Below are 16,413 nucleotides of genomic sequence, written 5' to 3'. Positions count from 1 at the left end.
GGGCCGTTGAAGCAGAGCGACGATCCGGTAACGTCAGAGGACATTGAACAGCGATAGGTTGCTGATCTTCGAGTACGACTGATAGCTGGCCTGCAAGGCCATATTGTAGCCCGCCAGTTCGGTCGAAGCCACACCGTAGTCCAGCGCCGACAGATCATGCCGGGCGGTATTGTTCGACAGGCTGACGTTGGCGTGGTTGCTGTCGAGCGTACCCAGCACCGTCTGCGCGCCGCCGAACTTGGCGATCTTGCCCGCCAGCGCATCCTGCCCCGCCTGGATCGTGTCCATCGTGCCGCTGATCATGCTCTTCAGCGGCTCCGCCGACGAACGGGTGGTCGTCGTGCGCAGCGCTTCGATGGTCTTGTTCAGGTTGGTCAGCAGCGCCTCGACGCCGGAGACATTCACGTTGACGGCCTGCGTGATGCCGTTGCCGACCACGACCTTCTGTTCCTTCGTATTGCCGGCATACGTGTAGCTGACGCCGTCGGCGGCCAGCACGATCGGCGCCTTGGTCGTCTCCGTGCCGGAGAAGATGTACTTGCCTTCCTGATCGCGCGTGTTGGCGCTGTACAGGATGCTGTCGCGCAGCGCTTCCAGGCTCTCCACCATCGCGTGCAGGTCGTCCGGCGTGTTGCTGCCGTCGGCGGCCCAGACCATCTGGTCGTGCACGGCGCCGAGATCGTTGACCATGCCCGTCAGGTAGGTTTCGTTCTTGGCCAGGCGGATCTTGACGGCCCCGATATTCTCGCGGTACTGGCCGACAATGGCTTCCTCGCGGTTCAGGCGCGAAATGCGCACGTTCGTGATGGGATCGTCCGACGGCACGGAGATCTTGTTGCCGGTAGCCATTTGCTGTGAGAGACGCGACACCATGGTCTGGTTCAGCTCGAGCGAACGGGCCATCGTGGCCTGGTATTGGGTGGTGGCGATACGCATGACGTGCTCCTTAGCCCAACATGGCCAGCGTGGCGTCGAACAGCGTGTTCGCCACGGCCAGGACCTTCATGTTGGCCTGATACATATTCTGGAATTCGACGAGATTGATGGCTTCCTCGTCCCGATTGACGCCGCTTGTGGCGGCCCAGTCGTCTTCGGCCTGGCGACGGATCGTCGTCGCCGTGGCCAGCAGGGACTGGTTCTGCTGGCTGTCGATGGCCAGCTTGCCCACCAGCTGCGTGTCCGCATCGCCGATGGTGACGCTGCCGACGGAACTGAGGGTGATCGACTTCTGCTTGATGCCGATCAGCAGTTGCAGGTTGCTGCTGTCGCCGGCCGGTTCGCCCGCCGCGGCAAACGCCAGGTCGGTCGCCTGGTAATCGGCCGGCACGGACAGGACGCCGCCGGCGCCGCCGCCGTTCAGCTGGAACATCGGCTTGCCGGGCGCGCCATCCGGCGTGTTGCCTGCGGCCAGCTGTGCGTTGACGGCCGTGGCCAACTGCTCGGCCATTTCCCGGATCGACGTCTGCAACGGCAGCAGCGTATTGCGTTCGAAGTTGCCCAGGCCGCCCAGCTGGCCGCCCATCTTCGCGTCGTCGATCGCATAGGACGAATTGCCGAACGAAGCCTTCAGCACCGGCGTGCCGCTGCTGGTGTCGGTGGACAGCGAACTGGCCATCTTGCCGACGACCAGCGGCTGGCCCGACTTCAGCGAGATCGTGCGCGAGCCGTCCGGCTGTTCCAGCACTTCGATGGAAGCGAACTGCGACAGGGCGTCGATGGCGACGTCGCGCTCATCGACGAGGCCGGAGGTGTTGGTGCCGATGGCACCGGCCGCCGTGATGCGTTCGTTCAGCGACGCAATGTTCTGCACGAGGGTATTAAACTTCGGCAGGATCGACGCGCGCTGCTGTTCCACCGACAACTGCTGGTTGCGGGTAACGGCGTAAATGCTGTTGAAGCTTTCCGACAGCGCGCTGGCCGCCGTGACCACCTGGCCGCGCAGCGGGCCGGAGGTGGGATCTTCCGCCACGGCGTTGAGCGACTTGAAGAAATTGTCGACACCGTTCGAGATGCTCGACTTGTCGTTGCCCATCACCTGTTCCAGCTGCGTCAGGTAAGGCTGCACATTCGAACGCTGGCCCAGCTCGGCATTGGCACGCCACATCTGCTGCGTCTTGTACGAGTCGGAGAAACGCAGCATCGCGCTCAGCTTGACGCCCGAGCCGGCACCCTGGGCGCCGTAGCCGGCCGTCACGGCCGTCAGCAACGCACCCTGGCGGGTATAGCCGCGGGTTTGCAGGTTGGCGATGTTCTGGCTCGACGCGTTCAGCGAGGCCTGGGCAGCGATCGCACCGGACAGTGCGTTGTTAATGATGGTCATGGCGGAGTTTTCCTGGGGTTCGGCCGTGCGCGCCGGGGACATTGCCCCGGTTGCACCGATATCTGTATAAAGCGACCGAAGGCCGCCGATTATTAAGCCTGGGACGGCTTAATTTTTGCGTCGACAAGCGGCGTTGTCTGGGAGGTATTGTTGAGGACCGGGCCCCGCGGCGCGGCCGGGGCGGGCATGAGCTGACGCAGGATCGCGTCGGCCACGCCGAACGCGCGCTGGCCGGCCAGCTGGTCGGCCACCAGGCCGTCCGCCATGTCCAGCATGTCGCTGTTGATCGAGTCCTTGTAGATGCTGTCGTCCGATGCCAGCTCCTTGGTGGAGCTGCGCATCTGTTTCAGCATGTGACCGATGAAGAAGCTCTCGAACTTCACGGCCGCCTGTTCCGCCTTCTTGCGGTAGGCTTCGTCGCCGGCCGGTGCCACGTTCTGTGGCAGGACGGCGTCGTTGTCGTTGCGGCCCGTAGCGGGCAGGGCGCCTGGAACGATGCGGTTGTCCATCAGATCACCACCAGTTCGCCTTCGATGGCGCCGGCCTGGTCGAGTGCCTGCAGGATCGCCATGATGTCGTCCGGCGTCGCGCCCAGGCTGTTGACGACATCGATGATGGCCTGCAGCTTGGCGCCGGCCGGCCACTTGAACATCTGGCCCGAGCCCTGGTCCACGCTGACGGAGGAATTCGGCGTGACAGCCGTCTGGCCGCCCGAGAACGCGCCCGGCTGGCTCACTTTCGAGCTTTCCGAGATAACGACCTTGAGCGAGCCGTGCGTGACGGCGGCCGCTTTCACGCGCAGGCCGTCGGCGATGACGACGGTGCCGGTGCGCGAGTTGAACACGACCTTCGGATTTTCCTGGCCCTGCTCGATGGCCAGGCCTTCCAGCTTGGCCATGAAGGCCACGCGCTGCGTCGGGTTTTCTGGTGCGAGCACGGCGATGCTGGTGGCGTCGTCGGTGCTGGCGATGCTGCCGAACTTCTTGTTGATGGAGTCGACGATATTGGTGGCCGTCTCGAACGACGGGCGCTTGAGCGACAGGCGCACGGTGGCGTTGGTTGAAAAATCGGTGGCGATTTCACGCTCGATCATGGCGCCGTTCGGGATGCGGCCCGTGGTGGGCGTGTTGACCGTGACGGACGAGCCGCTCTTGCCGGCCGCCGACAGGCCGCCGACGACGACGTTGCCCTGTGCCAGCGCATACGTTTCGTTGTCGGCCGCGCGCAGCGGCGTCAGCAGCAGCGAGCCGCCGCGCAGGCTCTTGGCGTCGCCCAGCGACGAGACGGTCACGTCGATCGGCTGGCCGCGGCGGTAGCCGGGCGGGAAGACGGCCGACACCATGACGGCGGCGACGTTCTTGCTTTTCGCGTCCGCTCCGTCCGGCATCTTGACGCCGAACTGCTTGAGCATATTGACGACGGACTGGCTGGCGAACTTCACCTGGGTCGAGTCGCCGCTGCCGTTCAGGCCGACAACGATGCCGTAGCCGACCAGCGGGTTTTCACGCACGCCTTCGATCGAGACGAGGTTGCGCAGCACCTGCGCGCCTTGCGCGGGCAGGCCGGCCAGCAACAGGGAGCTGGCGGCGAACAGGGAAGCAATCAGAGCACGGGATTTCATCGGGTCCTTAGAACGGCATCAATGGGCCGAGGAAGAAACGGGACAGCCAGCCCGGCTGCTGGGTATCGGCCAGCGTACCTTGCGCCGAGTAGGCGATGCGGGCGTTGGCGATGCGTTGCGACGATACCTGGTTGTTGGCATCGATGTCGGCGGCGCGCAGGTAGCCGCGCAGGCGGACGAATTCCTCGCCCTGGTTCAGGGTCAGGCCTTTTTCGCCCGCCACTTTCAGGAGGCCATTCGGCATGACTTCCTGCACGATCACGGTGATCGCGCCGGACAGCGCGTTCTGCTGCGTGGCCGTGGCGTCGCCCTGGAACGTGTGCGACGAGTTCAGGTCGACACCGGCTTTCGGGAACGTCTTGCCCAGCAGGCCAGGCGCGGCGACGCCCAGGCCGGACTCCTTGCCCAGCGTGGTGCCGGCGCTTTTCGACGCCTGCGTGGTTTCCTGCAGGATGACGGTGACGAGGTCGCCCACGCGGAAAGCGCGGCTGTCCGACGTCAGCGACAGGCCGCTCTCCGCGGAGAACACGCCGCCGGAGGTGCCGCGCGGCGCGGCCGAGCGGGCCACGGCGGGCGGTTCGTCGAAGGGGCCCGGACGGACGGCGGCGGGTTGGAGGGAGGCGCAACCGGCCAGCAACAACGCGGCCATTGCGCTCAGTTGCGCTTTCATCATTATCGGGCAGCCTGTGCGAGGTATTGCAGCATATTGTCTGCTGCGGACAGAACCTTCGTGTTCATTTCGTACGTACGCTGGGCCGCGATCATGTCGACCATTTCTTCGACCACCTGCACGTTCGATGCTTCCAGCGCGCCCTGCTTCAGCTTGCCGAACTGGGCGTCGCCGGGACGGCCTTCGGTCGGTGCGCCGGAAGCGGCCGTTTCCTGGAACAGGTTCTCGCCCAGGGCCTGCAGGCCGGCCGGGTTGATGAACGAGGTCAGGGTCAGCTGGCCCAGCTGCTGTGGCGCGGTGCTGCCCGGCATCGTCGCCGAGACGGTACCGTTTTCGCCGATCGTCACCGACGTGGCGTTGGCCGGCACGGTAATCTGCGGCACCAGGGGCAGGCCCTGGGCGTTGATCAGCACGCCGTTGGCATCCAGGCCCAGCTGGCCGGCGCGGGTATAGCCCGCTTCGCCGTTCGGACGCTGCACCTGCAGGAACCCATTACCGTTGACCATCACGTCGAACTGGTTGCTGGTGATCTGCGCGTTGCCGGTCGTGAAGACCTTCTGCGTACCCACGATATGGGTACCGTTACCCAGCTGCACGCCCGTTGGCGCCAGCGTGTTGTTGTCGGCGCGCTGCGCGCCCGGCTGGCCTTCGACCGAATAGAACAGGTCTTCGAAGACGACGCGGTCCTTCTTGAAGCCGACCGTGTTGGCGTTGGCGAGGTTGTTGGCGATGGCTTGCAGCTTGGCATCTTGTGCCTGCACGCCGGTCTTGCTGATCCACATTGCTGGATTCATCGGATACTCCTGTAGTGTGTTGCGCTTTAGGACTGTTACGGCATTCTGTCGGGCAACTTTAAGGTTGCCCGATCTGCCATCAGCCGCCGATCAGGCGGTTGCCGGCCGTGGTCATGTCGTCCGCGGCCTTGAACAGTTTCATCTGGACTTCGAAGGTGCGGGTCAGGCTCATCGTTGCCACCATCTCTTCGACGGCGGAAACGTTGCTCCCTTCCAGATGACCGGCGCGCACCTGCACCGTGTTATCCGTCGGCAGGATCTGGCCGTCGCGTGCGACGATCAGGCCTGCCTCATTCTTGGTCAGCTCGGTGCCTTCGGCCTGCACGAGCTTCAGCTTGTCGACCACCTGCATCTCGCCCATGCCGCCCGGGCTCTGGATCGAGACCGTGCCGTCCTGGCCGATTTCGATGCGGCTGTTCTGCGGCAGGTTGATGGGGCCGCCTTCGCCCAGCAGCTGCATGCCGTTGACGGTCATCGTGCCATCGGCGTCCAGCGTGATGTTGCCGGCACGGGTGTACGCTTCGCCCGTCGGGCCCTGCACGGCGAAGTAGCCGTTGCCGGAGATGGCGACGTCCAGCTCGCGGCCGGTGGCACGCAAGGTGCCCTGTTTGGTCGAGATGGCGTTGGCCTGCAGCTGCGACAGGTGACGGTCGTCGTAGCCGTAGCCCGGCGCGGCCTGCGCCGTCGCCAGCTCCATATTGGCCCGAAAGCCCGGCGTGTCGGCATTCGCCAGGTTGTTGGCGTGCACCTGCTGGCCCCGCAGGGCCCGCTCGGCGCCGCTCATGGCGGTGTAGATCAATGCATCCATTTAGTCTCGGATCCGGTAGACGATTACAGGGCCTGCATCAGCGACTGCAGCATCGCGTTCTCGGTCGTGATGACCTTCGAGTTCGCCTGGTAGTTACGCTGCGAACCCATCAGGCCGACCAGTTCCGACGTGATGTCCACGTTCGAGCCTTCCAGCGTGGCGATCGCCAGGCCGCCGGCAACGCTTTCGCCCGGATTGCTTTCGGTAATCGTGCCGACGTCGGCATTGGCCACCCAGCTGGTGTCGTTCACCGGCGTCAGCGCGTCTTCGTTCGACATCGTGGCGATCAGGATCTGGCCGACGGCCTGCTGCTCGCCGTTCGAATACTTGGCAATGACCTTGCCGTCCGTGCCCAGTTCCACGCCGACGTACTGGCCGGTCGTGTAGCCGTTGGCGACGTTGGTGGACGTCGTCGCTTCGCCGGCCTGGAACGTCGTGCCGGTGTAAACCACGGTCAGTGCCACGTTCGCGGCAGGCGCCGCGTTGAACGTGACGGAATTCGTCGCACCGGCGGTCAGCTTGCCGGCGTTGTCGAACGTCAGCTGCGACGATTGGCCGGTAGCGGCCGGCGCGCCGTCCACGAGCGTGTGCACGTCAACGGTCAGCGACGTGTCGGACGTGCGCGAGAAGTACTGCGTGACCGTATGGGCCTTGCCCTGGGAGTCGTACGCCAGCGTTGTCTTGGACATGTTGTAGGTCGAGGGATCGGGCGGCGTGGCGGCCGTCGGCGCGGCCGGGAACGTGCCCGCAGGCTTCTTCCAGTCGGCCGACAGGTTGGCGGCGAAGTCGATTTCGGTCGATGCCTTGGCCGGCAGCGTGGTGGTCGGCACGACGATGTCGCCCTTCGGGCCCGGTGCGGCAACGCCCGGTGTCAGCTTGGCGCCCTGCACGCGGCGGCCGGCGCTGTCGACCAGGAAGTCGTTGCCGTCCTTCGTGAAGATGCCGACGCGGCTGTAGACTTCCTGGCCCGTCGAGGTCTTGCTGATGAAGAAGCCGCGGCCGTCGATGGAGGCGTCCATGGCGCGGCCCGTGTTCAGCACGCCGCCCGTCAGGGAGATGTTCTGCGTGGTCGAACCGATCTGCGTGCCGGTCGGCTGGGAGCCCGCGTACATCGACGAGAAGTTGGCGCGCTGCGCCTTGTAGCCGTACGTACCCGCGTTGGCGATGTTGTTGGAAATGCTGTTGAGCTGCTCGTTGATGGCCTGGATGCCGGACAGTGCGATATTGAAACTCATGGCTTTGAGTCCTTACAGAGTGGTGTTGGCAGCGCCGGCAGCGGCGACAGCGGTGGAGGATTTACCGTTGAAAGCGGTAACGTTGCTCGGTGCGACTTCGCCCACGTTGGCGATGCTCAGCACAATGCTGCCGTTCGAGCCCAGGCGGACACTGTTCAGGCGACCGGCGATATCGACCGGTGGAAGCTCGCCCGAGCTGGTGACAACCTTCATTTTGTAAGAACCGGCCGGCAGACCCATCGCCGTCGGATCGATCGAGAACGGCACCTGTCCCGCCGACAGCGGTCCCAGTGCCAGTTCGTGGTCCTGGCCGGCGCCGTCGGTCAGCACCAGCGTCGTCTTGCTGCTGTTGCCCGACAGCGTAATGGCGCCGTTGACCTTCGCGCCGTCCAGCTTGACGGTATCGGTCTGGGCCATGACTTCCGAGCCCACCTGGCCGCCCATGGCCAGCACCTGCATGCTCTGCAGCACGCTGGCGCTGTTGCTGGTCAGCGAAGCGAGGTTCTGCATCGCTTCCGTCTGCGACAGCTGGGTCAGCTGCTGGACGAATTGCGACGGATCCGATGGCTCCAGCGGATCCTGGTTCCGGATCTGCGCGACCAGCAGCTTGGTGAACATCTCCTTGCTGTCGCTCATCGTGTTGGCTGCCGGCGCCGCGTTGGCGCCGGCATTGGCGGCGCCGGCGCCGGCCGCGTTCGTGAACAGATTCGTTTCCATTACATTTCACCCAGTTTCAGAAGGGACTGCTGCATGGTCCGGATCCGGCCCAGCACTTCGACATTCGTTTCAAAGGCGCGCGAGGCAGACATCATGTCCGTCATCTCGGCCACCTGGTTGACGTTCGGGTAGAACACCATGCCCTCGGCATTGGCCATCGGGCTGTCCGGTTCGTAGACCTTGCGCAGCGGCTCCGCGCTTTCGACCACGTCCAGCACCTGAACACGGCTGCCGACGCCATCGGAGCTGTCGTTCATCACGGCCGCGAAGACAGGCTTGCGGGCGCGGTAGGTATCGTTTTCGTTGCCCGCGACGGAATCGGCATTGGCCAGGTTCGATGCAACGGTGTTGAGGCGCACGGTCTGTGCTGCCATCGCCGAGCCGGCGATCTGGGAAATATCCTTGAAGCTCATCGCTTACTCCGGAGTGCGGGATTGATCACTGACCATTGATGGCCTTGGCCAGACCCTTCAGCTTCATATTGATGAAGGTGAGGCTGGTCTGGAAGTCGGTCGCGTTCTGCGAGAACGCCGCCTGCTCGACGCCGATCTCGACGGTGTTGCCGTCGACCGTCGGGTGGAAGGGCACGCGGTACAGCGGATCGCTGTCGGACAGCAGGCTCAGCCCGCCTTCCTCGCTCACCTGGAGCCGTGCCATCGACGCCGTGAAGTCCATGTCCTTGGCCTGGTAGCCTGGCGTATTCTCATTGGCGATATTGGACGCCAGGATGCGCGTGCGTTCGGAACGCAGTTGCAGCGCATCGACGTGGACGCCGGTCGCGTCCTTGAAATTGATTCCCATTTGTTTCTCTCCTTCAATGAGCCGCCTACATGGCGGAACAGCCCATGTAAAATGGCCACGTCACAGATTGCTTCAAACGTGTCGACCGATCTGACTTCCCGTTTAAAGGTATTGCCCATGTTCAACACAAGAATTTTACCTCGGATTGTGCCTCTGTTGCTCATCGGAACGATTAAAGTTTCCGAGGCCGCGCCAGTCACGCCGGAACAGCTTGCCGCCCAGGTGCAGCGCGCGGCGCAAGTCGAACTAAAGCGGCATGCCGAACTGTCCAACTGGGTCGAACCGGAGTTTGCAGTCGAGGTTGTCAGGAACACACGGCCGATCGGACCGTGCAATGCCGTCCCCAGAGTGGAGGCGCAGGATGTACGCAGTCCTGCGCGGATGCGCTTCGTGGCAATCTGTCCAGACGCGGGCGGGTGGCGCTATGAATTCGTCACCCGTGCGCGGATTTCGGCTCGCGTTGCCATTGCGGCAAATGACTTGTCAAGTGGGAAAATACTGGCGCCGGAAGATGTGTTGCTGGAGCGCCACGATATCACCGGCACACCCGACGCGTTCGGCGATCTGGCTGTTTTGCAGGAAACGGCGGCGCGCCGCACCATCCGCGCCGGCACCGTTTTACGGCAAAACATGCTGGCGGCACCGACCCTCGTCAAGCGGGGCGAAGCCGTGCGCATCGTTGCCAAACGGGACCAGGTCGAAGTCAGCATGGCGGGAGAGGCAATGGACACGGGCGCACGTGGTGCCACGGTCCGTGTGAAAAACGCCAGCGGCGTGACGATCCGGGCGCGCGTGACGGACGTCGGTCAGGTCGAGCCAGTCGACTGACTGAAGGCTTTATGCGGAATTCGTATCGCGACTACTGTCGGAATGTCAGACACTTAGAAGATCGTCAAGGGCGCGGCATGTGCGCCGGCGCGGCCTCGTGGGGCTGCTAAATTGGATGACATGGCGACGACGATCGCCGGGCTGGACCTGGTGTTCGCCCTCCACGCCGGCAACGAGGGCGGGGCATGGCTGTTCGATAACGAAACCATCCTGCCGGGACAGACGCTGGACGGCACGTAGTGGATCATGTGGGAAAACAACGGCGGTAACCATCCGGACTTTTCCAGCTTCACGCTGTTCGGCCGCGATATCGTGCTAAAGCCGGTGCCCGAGCCTGCCACGTATGGGATGCTGCTGCTGGGGCTGGGAGCGCTGGCGTTACGCCGGTGGGGCAAAAGCTGAGCTGACCGCGGATGCGTCAGGGAGTAGCGGTCGGCCGTGGACTGGTACGCATGGCGCTGAGTTAAGAATGATGTCAGCGGCCGGCGATCGGGATTGAACCCAACGGCGCAGGGCCGGGGTCAGACCCGACGGGTCCGACCCCGGTTCCTGGTTCCGGTTGAAGAACAAGCCTGCGGACCTTTTCAGATGCAGGCACCTGTCAGAAGACATTTGCCTTGAAGGAGGCAGGAGAAGGAGCCAGTCCCCAAAAATCAGTAATCCGTCTTCGCCACGCGCGCCGCCAGCTTCGACAGCTTCTGCGCGTACGCCGGATCGGTGGCATAGCCACCCTGTGCCAGGCCTTGGGCGAACGCGTGCGCGTCGTTGCCCGCATTCAGCGCGTTCTGGTAGCGCGGGTTGTTGCTCAGCAGGCTGGCATAGTCGCGGAATGCGCTGGCCTGGTCCGGGTAGCTGCGAAACTTCTCCACTTTTTTCAGTGCCGCGCCGTGCTCGTATTCGGTCGTGACGTTCGACGCCACGTCGCCTTGCCACGACGAGCCGGCCTTGATGCCGAACAGGTTGTTGGTGTCCGCCGTGCCGTTGCGCAGCGGGCGCTGGCCCCAGCCCGACTCCAGTGCCGCATGGGCCGCGACGATGTCGGGCGAGACCCCCAGCTTCTGGCCGGCCTCCTCGGCATAGGGGCGGATCGAGGCAAGGAACTGTTGCTGCAGGTTCTTGTCGATACCACCGGCTTCCGCCGCGCCTTCGATGGCGCCAGTGCTGTCTGCGCCACCCAGCACGCTGGCCGCCAGCCGTGCGCGCAGTGCTGCGCCATCGGCCGACAGCTCGGCGCCGGAGGACGCGCTGTCGCCGCCGCCATGTGCGATAAACGCGGCCACGTCGGACTGGACCTGGCGGAATGCCGTCGAGAAGCCGCCGGGGGCGCTGCCACCACTGAACGCGGCAGGCAGGGCAGGGCGTGCCGCCGACATGTTGGAAGCGGTGGCCGCGGTGGCCTGCGTAGGCGTCGTCGGGAACATGAAATCAGAGCGGTTCATAGAGTTGGTTCTCACCGTGCAGCACACGCTGCATGATCGTGTATTGTTCGGCCAGCAAGTCGCCATTGCGCTTGCCGGCCGCCTTGGCCGCCTGCACCATCGACTCCAGTCCGGCCCAGTCGGCCTGTACTTTCGCGCGTGCTTCCGGGCGCAGCAAGGTGAAAACCTGTGCCATCGACGGCTGCGCACCCGTCAAGGCTGTCGCGAGCTCGACGCGGCGGGCGCGACGGGCTTCCAGTGTGTCGACCAGCGTACCGATGGCCTCTGCGAGAGTGCCCAGCCGTTCACGCTGGTGGCGGATGGCCGCATCGAACTGCTCGTCCAGCAGGGCGAGCAACGTGCGGTAGGCATCCTTGTCCTCGTTCACGCCAGCAAGCAGCTGCTGCATGGCCTGCTGGCGCGACAGGGCCGCCGGGGTAACGATACCGACCACTCAACGCTCTCCGTGGAAACGCTGGATCAGCCCGGCCAGCTTGCCCGGATTGAACGGCAGTTCCCCCTTGGCCAGCGCGTCGCGCAGCATGGCCACTTTTTCATGGTCGATATCGGGCATGTCCTTCATTGCCTGCAGGGCCGGCTGCATCACGGCCGACTGCAGCGTTTCGCCGGCGGCCCGGGCCGGGGTGCGGACGGCCTCGGCCGGTGCGCTGTCGCTGACCGTCTGGACGAGCACGGTGCCTGGGGCTCCACTGGAAATACGCATACGTTGACCTCTTGACTTGGTTTCAATTGCCATGTCCGTTACCTCCCACCGGGCAGCAGCTTGTCGCGCAGCTGTTTCAGTACGTTGACGTCCGGCAGCTCCGCATCGACACCCGGCGCCAACGACTCCTTGTTGCCGGGCATGCCGAACATCGCGGCAATCGCGCTGGCCTGGCCGCGGGTCAGGATCAGCAGCTCGATACGACGATTGATGCCGGCGGCGGCGTGTTTCGTGTCGAGCGGCGCCCGGTCGGCCATGCCGACCACCTGGAGAACGCTGTCTGACGGCATGCTGCCCGCAAGCAGCTGAGCCCGCGCGGACATGGCACGGTTCGACGACAGATTCCAGTTCGAAAATGCGGAGTGGCTGGTATCGGCATATTGTAACGAATCCGTGTGCCCCACGATCAGCATTTGGTTCTCCATCTGTGCAAATAGGGGGCCCATCTTGCGCATAAGTGTCGTAAATTTGCCCGTCGGGATGGCGCTACCCCGTACAAACATGCCTTGTCGATCAGTATCGTGCAGCATGACGCGCAAACCATAGGGCGTGATGACGGACTGCAGGTTGCCCGCCAGCCCGGCGTCCGTGCTCATTTCCGCCAGTGCCTTGGCGAGCGCTTTCAGGTCGTCCGGCGTCTCGTAGCTGACTTTCGACGGCGCCGTCTGCGGGCTGTCCTTCTGACCGTTGACGTTCTTGCCATCCGTATTGCCATTGCCATTGCCTGTGCGGGGCATCGGCATGCGGTCGATCAGGCTGCCGCGCGGGCCGCCGATCTGTTCGGGCATGACGCCCTTGCCCTGGTTGGTCTTGTTGCCGTCCGATTCCGTCAGGATCTGTTCCAGGCTTTCCGTATTGCGCGAGGCCATCAGCCACAGCACCAGGAACAGGCACATCAGCGCCAGGCAGAAGTCGGCGAACGCCACCTTCCATGCACCGCCGTGTTCGTCATGCGCGTGCTTGCCGCCACCGCGCTTGACGATCGTCATTTCATGGTGCTTGTCATGCGGCTTTAGCACGGCCACCTCCCCGACGCGAATCGCCACCGCCGTCATCGCCGCCTTCCATTGCGGTGATCCAGCTTTCCAGCTGCGCAAAGCTTGGTTTCGTATTCAGCTGCACCAGACGGCGGCCCGCATCGATTGCCAGCAGGGCAGGCTTGCCCGCCACGTGGGTCACCAGCACCACCTTGACGATTTCCATCGTCGACGCTTCCTCGCCCACCAGCTGCTTGAGCATGTTGCAGACGGGGTCGATCAGGCCATAGCACAGGAAAATACCGATGAACGTCCCCACCATCGCTGCGCCGACCTTCTCCGCGATCTCGCCGGACGACGCGCCTTCGCCCACCGTCCCCATGGTAATGACGATGCCCAGCACCGCCGCCAGAATACCGAAGCCGGGCATGGCTTCGCCGATCTTGTTGAGCGACTTGGCCGGCTGCGTCAGTTCCTCGTGGATCAGCTCCAGCTCCTGCTCCAGCACGCCTTCCAGCTCGTGCGCGTTGATCTTGCCCATCGCCATCAGGCGGAAGTTGTCGACGATGAACGCCAGCAGCTTCGGCTCCTCCAGCACCAGCGGGTAGCGCTGGAAGATGGCGCTGTCCTTCGGCGCCTCGACGTGGGCGTCCAGCGCCTTCAGGCCGCCGGCGGCCAGTTGCAGCAGCTCGTACATCAGCAACAGCAGCTGACGCTGGAATTCCGAATCGTATTTCTTGCGTACGACAATTTTCTTCAGCTGGTGAGTGAGCTCGTGCAGGACGTGTCCCGGGTTACCCAGTACCAGTGCGCCCAGGCCGGCGCCGGCGATCACCAGCACCTCGATCGGGTGCCAGATGGCCGCGAACGTGCCGCCCATCAGGACGTAGCCGCCGAACACGCTGCCGAAAATGATCACAAAGCCAATAATTTGCTGCATGGTGAAGTTCCTTTTCCTCGTGCCTGACTTACGCCTGCAGCACGGCTTTCATCTTGTTCAATGCCGCCTTGTTCAGCTGGCACACGCGCGCATCCGTCAGGTCCAGCACGGCCGCGATTTCCTTGTAGCTCAGCTCAAACTCGTAATACATCTGCACGACGCGCTGTTCGCGCTCGTTCAGGCCCGTCAGGGCCTGCTCCAGGCTGCGCCGGACCATCAGCGCCTCTTCCGGGCCGGGCGTGCTGCCGGCGCCGCTGTCGGCGGTCTGGTCCTGCAGCAGGTCGTCGAAGCTGGCCATGACCTCGGCACCTTCGTCGAGCTGGTAGGTCAGGTATTCGTCGGCGGTGATGCCCAGGCCCGCCACGGCTTCCTGTTCGGTCGGCTCGCGCCCCAGCTTGCGCGTCAGCGCCCGCACGGCGTCGCGCAGCTTGTGGCTTTGCTGGCGCACGGAACGCGGACGCCAGTCCTGCCGGCGCAGCTCATCCAGAATGGCGCCGCGTACGCGCAGGCTGGCATAGCTGCCGAAACCCACGTCCGGCTCGCCATAGCGGCGCAGCGCTTCGAGCAGACCCATCAGGCCGATCTGCTCCATGTCCTCGCGGTCGATGGCGCCGCCCACCTGGGAGTTCAGCTGGCGCACGATTTTCTTCACCAGCGGCGCGTACGCCAGCAGGTGTTTCTGTTCCGCGGCCGGGCTCATCGCCGCGGCCGCACTGGTTGCGGCGAACGCCTCGCCGTAGCTTTCGCCATAGCTCTCGCCATAGCTTTCCGTGGTGTTTTCGGTCGCTACAAACGCCATGCTTGCCTCATTGTGGTTGGCCCGCGCTCATCTTGCATCGTTCGACGATCGTTCACTCGATGATCAGCTTGCCGATCATGACTTCCTTGAAGGGCTGCTCGCGGCCGCTCTCCTCGTAGGTCTCCTCGTAGGCGGTGTTCAGCGCCGCGGCAAACTGGTCGATCGTCATCGCCTGGGCTTTTTCCATCGACAGGTCGGACAGGTGACGCACGGCCACGCTGCGCAGCAGCGGCAGGTGCTCCTTCGTTTCCTTTTCCCGCTTGACGGGCGTGGCGACCACGAGGTCGGCCGACAGGTAGTGCGAGACGCCATCGTTCGGGCTACGGCGCAGCATGACGATGACCTTGTCGACCGTCAGGTACTTCAGCGGCTCGGCTTCTTCTTCCGACTTCTCTTCCTTTTTCTTCTTCTTCGCCTTGGCATCGCCCTTGGCGTGCTTGTCGTCCTTTTCGGCATGCTCGGCTTCGGCCTCCGCCTTCGGCGCCGCGAAATACCATACCGCTCCGCCCGCGCCGCCAGCGCACAGCAGCGCCACGGCAGCGAAGGCGATAATCATCTTCTTGTTCATTTATCGTTACTCCTGCCCGGTCAGCATGGCAAAGGTGGAGGAGGGCTGGTCGCCCTCGGAAAGGGCGCGGCCAGGAACGCGTTCCTGTTGCTCCTGCTCGCCGCGGCGGCCGCCGCCGTTGCCGTCGGCCAGGCCGCGGCCGTTCGACGCCGAGACCGTCACGGCCACGTCGCTGAACTGGCGTTGCGACAGGTCGCTGCGCATGTTGTCGCTGACCGTGTTCAGCTGGCGCAGCACATCGCTGTTGCTGGCCGACAGGTTCACCTGCAGCGCGCCGGCGCTGTGGCGGATCGAGATTTCAATGCTGCCCAGGTTGGGCGGGTCCAGGCGGATGACCGCGTGTTCGCTGTTGCGCTGCAGTTGCATCTGCAGGCGCTCGCCCAGCGCGGCGCGCAGCGGCTGCTGCCATTCGTTCGGATTGCCAGCGAGCTTGACCGTGTCCGGCGCGGCAGCCGGGTCGGTCGCGACGGGCGCGGAAGCTGCCATGACGCCGCGGAACGACGTGTTCTGCTGATTCTGGTCGCCGCGGCTGTTGCTGTCGGACGCGAGTCCCGCATCGTGTGCCACGGCGGTGACGGGCGCGGCGGTGCTGGCCGTGCCGGCACTGGCTGTCGTGCTCGTCGGCACTGCCGAGCGGGTGCTGCCCTGCGCCGTGTCGTCGCCCTTTACGGGCGCGACCGGCAGCGCGGCGGCTTGCTGCGCACGGTCCGTCACCAGCCGGCCGGCGGCCGTGATGGCATCCGCGGCGGCCTGGCGGACGTTGTCCGCATTGGCACCCAGCAATGTGATATTGCGCACCTGGCCGGTGGCGCCGTCCGCAGCAGGCGCGCCGGCCGCGGTCGCCTTGGCGGCGGCAGCGGCAGCGTCCATCTGCACGACCGGCAGGACGGTGAAGTTGAATGCGCCCGGCAGCATTGCCGCCAGTGGCGCCTCGTCCGTATTCCCTTCGGCGGCATTGACGGCGCCCTCGGTCCTGGCGTCACCTTCCGTCGCGGCAGGCGCAGCGGCGGCAGGGGCGGTCAGCCCGGCCATGTCCAGCAGCTGCCCGAACAGCAGGGGTAAACCGACGGGCGCGGCCGAGCCATCGGCAGGGGCGGAAGTGGGAGCGGCAACGCCGACGGCGTTGGCACCCGGCAGCGTGGTGTCCGCTGCGGTCGCGCCAGCCGGCGCGGAGGGGAAGTTCATCATCATTT

21 protein-coding genes are annotated in these 16,413 nt (G+C 64.6%); 2 read left to right on the top strand and 19 right to left on the bottom strand.

The annotated features are described in order from the left end of the window. Window positions 1-33 precede the first annotated feature (33 nt). The 11 genes from flgL to flgB form a co-directional block, all read right to left on the bottom strand. Window positions 34-936 (bottom strand): flagellar hook-associated protein FlgL, encoded by a 903-nt coding sequence (gene flgL / locus E1742_RS05690; protein ID WP_134383950.1) that lies wholly within the window; start codon window positions 934-936, stop codon window positions 34-36. Window positions 937-946: 10 nt separating this feature from the next. Beyond that, entirely contained in the window at window positions 947-2,320 is a 1,374-nt protein-coding gene (gene flgK / locus E1742_RS05685) for a flagellar hook-associated protein FlgK (protein ID WP_134383949.1), read from the bottom strand. A 92-nt stretch (window positions 2,321-2,412) separates the two neighbouring features. Then, window positions 2,413-2,829 (bottom strand): rod-binding protein, encoded by a 417-nt coding sequence (locus E1742_RS05680; protein ID WP_134383948.1) that lies wholly within the window; start codon window positions 2,827-2,829, stop codon window positions 2,413-2,415. Beyond that, a complete protein-coding gene (locus E1742_RS05675; protein ID WP_134383947.1) occupies window positions 2,829-3,941 on the bottom strand; it encodes a flagellar basal body P-ring protein FlgI in 1,113 nt (370 codons plus the stop codon). Before E1742_RS05675 ends, E1742_RS05680 begins: the two co-directional genes overlap by 1 nt. A gap of 7 nt (window positions 3,942-3,948) precedes the next feature. After that, window positions 3,949-4,611, bottom strand: coding sequence for a flagellar basal body L-ring protein FlgH (flgH, locus tag E1742_RS05670; protein WP_134388048.1), 663 nt, complete (start codon window positions 4,609-4,611; stop codon window positions 3,949-3,951). Window positions 4,612-4,613: 2 nt separating this feature from the next. Next, window positions 4,614-5,405: a flagellar basal-body rod protein FlgG gene (flgG, locus tag E1742_RS05665; protein WP_189568995.1), complete on the bottom strand. Its 792-nt coding sequence runs from the start codon at window positions 5,403-5,405 to the stop codon at window positions 4,614-4,616. 79 nt (window positions 5,406-5,484) lie between these two features. Beyond that, window positions 5,485-6,213: a flagellar basal-body rod protein FlgF gene (flgF, locus tag E1742_RS05660; protein WP_134383946.1), complete on the bottom strand. Its 729-nt coding sequence runs from the start codon at window positions 6,211-6,213 to the stop codon at window positions 5,485-5,487. 23 nt (window positions 6,214-6,236) lie between these two features. Continuing rightward, window positions 6,237-7,448: a flagellar hook protein FlgE gene (locus tag E1742_RS05655; RefSeq protein ID WP_134383945.1), complete on the bottom strand. Its 1,212-nt coding sequence runs from the start codon at window positions 7,446-7,448 to the stop codon at window positions 6,237-6,239. 12 nt (window positions 7,449-7,460) lie between these two features. Further along, window positions 7,461-8,165 carry a flagellar hook capping FlgD N-terminal domain-containing protein gene (locus tag E1742_RS05650; protein WP_134383944.1) on the bottom strand — a complete coding sequence of 235 codons (705 nt, stop codon included), beginning with the start codon at window positions 8,163-8,165 and terminating at the stop codon, window positions 7,461-7,463. Further along, window positions 8,165-8,578, bottom strand: coding sequence for a flagellar basal body rod protein FlgC (gene flgC / locus E1742_RS05645; protein ID WP_134383943.1), 414 nt, complete (start codon window positions 8,576-8,578; stop codon window positions 8,165-8,167). Before flgC ends, E1742_RS05650 begins: the two co-directional genes overlap by 1 nt. 25 nt (window positions 8,579-8,603) lie before the next feature. Then, window positions 8,604-8,966: a flagellar basal body rod protein FlgB gene (flgB, locus tag E1742_RS05640; protein WP_134383942.1), complete on the bottom strand. Its 363-nt coding sequence runs from the start codon at window positions 8,964-8,966 to the stop codon at window positions 8,604-8,606. A 51-nt stretch (window positions 8,967-9,017) separates the two neighbouring features. Here flgB and flgA point away from each other — a divergent pair, with 51 nt between their 5' ends. Both flgA and E1742_RS05630 read left to right on the top strand, forming a co-directional pair. Next, complete coding sequence (gene flgA / locus E1742_RS05635) at window positions 9,018-9,794, top strand: flagellar basal body P-ring formation chaperone FlgA (protein ID WP_229466548.1); 777 nt, start codon at window positions 9,018-9,020, stop codon at window positions 9,792-9,794. A 246-nt stretch (window positions 9,795-10,040) separates the two neighbouring features. Then, entirely contained in the window at window positions 10,041-10,196 is a 156-nt protein-coding gene (locus E1742_RS05630; RefSeq protein WP_134383941.1) for a PEP-CTERM sorting domain-containing protein, read from the top strand. Window positions 10,197-10,447: 251 nt separating this feature from the next. Here E1742_RS05630 and E1742_RS05625 read toward each other — a convergent pair whose 3' ends face one another. From E1742_RS05625 to E1742_RS05590, 8 genes are read right to left on the bottom strand one after another with little or no spacing between them, the layout of a single operon-like run. Continuing rightward, a complete protein-coding gene (locus E1742_RS05625; protein ID WP_134383940.1) occupies window positions 10,448-11,233 on the bottom strand; it encodes a glycoside hydrolase family 73 protein in 786 nt (261 codons plus the stop codon). After that, window positions 11,220-11,666 (bottom strand): flagellar export chaperone FlgN, encoded by a 447-nt coding sequence (flgN, locus tag E1742_RS05620; protein ID WP_229466547.1) that lies wholly within the window; start codon window positions 11,664-11,666, stop codon window positions 11,220-11,222. The genes E1742_RS05625 and flgN overlap by 14 nt, the downstream gene beginning before the upstream one ends. After that, window positions 11,667-11,936, bottom strand: a complete 270-nt coding sequence (locus tag E1742_RS05615) for a flagellar biosynthesis anti-sigma factor FlgM (RefSeq protein WP_134383939.1) — start codon at window positions 11,934-11,936, stop codon at window positions 11,667-11,669. Window positions 11,937-11,974: 38 nt separating this feature from the next. Then, window positions 11,975-12,955: a flagellar motor protein MotB gene (locus tag E1742_RS05610; RefSeq protein ID WP_229466546.1), complete on the bottom strand. Its 981-nt coding sequence runs from the start codon at window positions 12,953-12,955 to the stop codon at window positions 11,975-11,977. Further along, window positions 12,939-13,853, bottom strand: a complete 915-nt coding sequence (motA, locus tag E1742_RS05605) for a flagellar motor stator protein MotA (RefSeq protein WP_134383937.1) — start codon at window positions 13,851-13,853, stop codon at window positions 12,939-12,941. Before motA ends, E1742_RS05610 begins: the two co-directional genes overlap by 17 nt. 28 nt (window positions 13,854-13,881) lie before the next feature. Then, window positions 13,882-14,652: a FliA/WhiG family RNA polymerase sigma factor gene (locus E1742_RS05600; protein WP_134383936.1), complete on the bottom strand. Its 771-nt coding sequence runs from the start codon at window positions 14,650-14,652 to the stop codon at window positions 13,882-13,884. 52 nt (window positions 14,653-14,704) lie between these two features. Then, window positions 14,705-15,220 carry a flagellar basal body-associated FliL family protein gene (locus E1742_RS05595; protein WP_134383935.1) on the bottom strand — a complete coding sequence of 172 codons (516 nt, stop codon included), beginning with the start codon at window positions 15,218-15,220 and terminating at the stop codon, window positions 14,705-14,707. 6 nt (window positions 15,221-15,226) lie between these two features. Then, window positions 15,227-16,411, bottom strand: a complete 1,185-nt coding sequence (locus E1742_RS05590; protein WP_134383934.1) for a flagellar hook-length control protein FliK — start codon at window positions 16,409-16,411, stop codon at window positions 15,227-15,229. Between the last annotated feature and the right edge of the window lie 2 nt (window positions 16,412-16,413).

The sequence above is a fragment of the Pseudoduganella plicata genome (assembly GCF_004421005.1).
GTDB lineage: Bacteria > Pseudomonadota > Gammaproteobacteria > Burkholderiales > Burkholderiaceae_D > Rugamonas > Rugamonas plicata.
Note: the sequence above shows the minus strand (reverse complement) of the source record. Positions and strands in the feature narration are given on the sequence as shown.

Bases quoted from the DNA above. Each gene is read 5' to 3' on its own strand.
- flgL (WP_134383950.1), bottom strand. From the start codon at position 936: ATGCGTATCGCCACCACCCAATACCAGGCCACGATGGCCCGTTCGCTC.
- flgK (WP_134383949.1), bottom strand. From the start codon at position 2,320: ATGACCATCATTAACAACGCACTGTCCGGTGCGATCGCTGCCCAGGCC.
- E1742_RS05680 (WP_134383948.1), bottom strand. From the start codon at position 2,829: ATGGACAACCGCATCGTTCCAGGCGCCCTGCCCGCTACGGGCCGCAAC.
- E1742_RS05675 (WP_134383947.1), bottom strand. From the start codon at position 3,941: ATGAAATCCCGTGCTCTGATTGCTTCCCTGTTCGCCGCCAGCTCCCTG.
- flgH (WP_134388048.1), bottom strand. From the start codon at position 4,611: ATGAAAGCGCAACTGAGCGCAATGGCCGCGTTGTTGCTGGCCGGTTGC.
- flgG (WP_189568995.1), bottom strand. From the start codon at position 5,405: ATGAATCCAGCAATGTGGATCAGCAAGACCGGCGTGCAGGCACAAGAT.
- flgF (WP_134383946.1), bottom strand. From the start codon at position 6,213: ATGGATGCATTGATCTACACCGCCATGAGCGGCGCCGAGCGGGCCCTG.
- E1742_RS05655 (WP_134383945.1), bottom strand. From the start codon at position 7,448: ATGAGTTTCAATATCGCACTGTCCGGCATCCAGGCCATCAACGAGCAG.
- E1742_RS05650 (WP_134383944.1), bottom strand. From the start codon at position 8,165: ATGGAAACGAATCTGTTCACGAACGCGGCCGGCGCCGGCGCCGCCAAT.
- flgC (WP_134383943.1), bottom strand. From the start codon at position 8,578: ATGAGCTTCAAGGATATTTCCCAGATCGCCGGCTCGGCGATGGCAGCA.
- flgB (WP_134383942.1), bottom strand. From the start codon at position 8,966: ATGGGAATCAATTTCAAGGACGCGACCGGCGTCCACGTCGATGCGCTG.
- flgA (WP_229466548.1), top strand. From the start codon at position 9,018: ATGGCCACGTCACAGATTGCTTCAAACGTGTCGACCGATCTGACTTCC.
- E1742_RS05630 (WP_134383941.1), top strand. From the start codon at position 10,041: ATGTGGGAAAACAACGGCGGTAACCATCCGGACTTTTCCAGCTTCACG.
- E1742_RS05625 (WP_134383940.1), bottom strand. From the start codon at position 11,233: ATGAACCGCTCTGATTTCATGTTCCCGACGACGCCTACGCAGGCCACC.
- E1742_RS05615 (WP_134383939.1), bottom strand. From the start codon at position 11,936: ATGCGTATTTCCAGTGGAGCCCCAGGCACCGTGCTCGTCCAGACGGTC.
- motA (WP_134383937.1), bottom strand. From the start codon at position 13,853: ATGCAGCAAATTATTGGCTTTGTGATCATTTTCGGCAGCGTGTTCGGC.
- E1742_RS05600 (WP_134383936.1), bottom strand. From the start codon at position 14,652: ATGGCGTTTGTAGCGACCGAAAACACCACGGAAAGCTATGGCGAGAGC.
- E1742_RS05595 (WP_134383935.1), bottom strand. From the start codon at position 15,220: ATGAACAAGAAGATGATTATCGCCTTCGCTGCCGTGGCGCTGCTGTGC.
- E1742_RS05590 (WP_134383934.1), bottom strand. From the start codon at position 16,411: ATGATGATGAACTTCCCCTCCGCGCCGGCTGGCGCGACCGCAGCGGAC.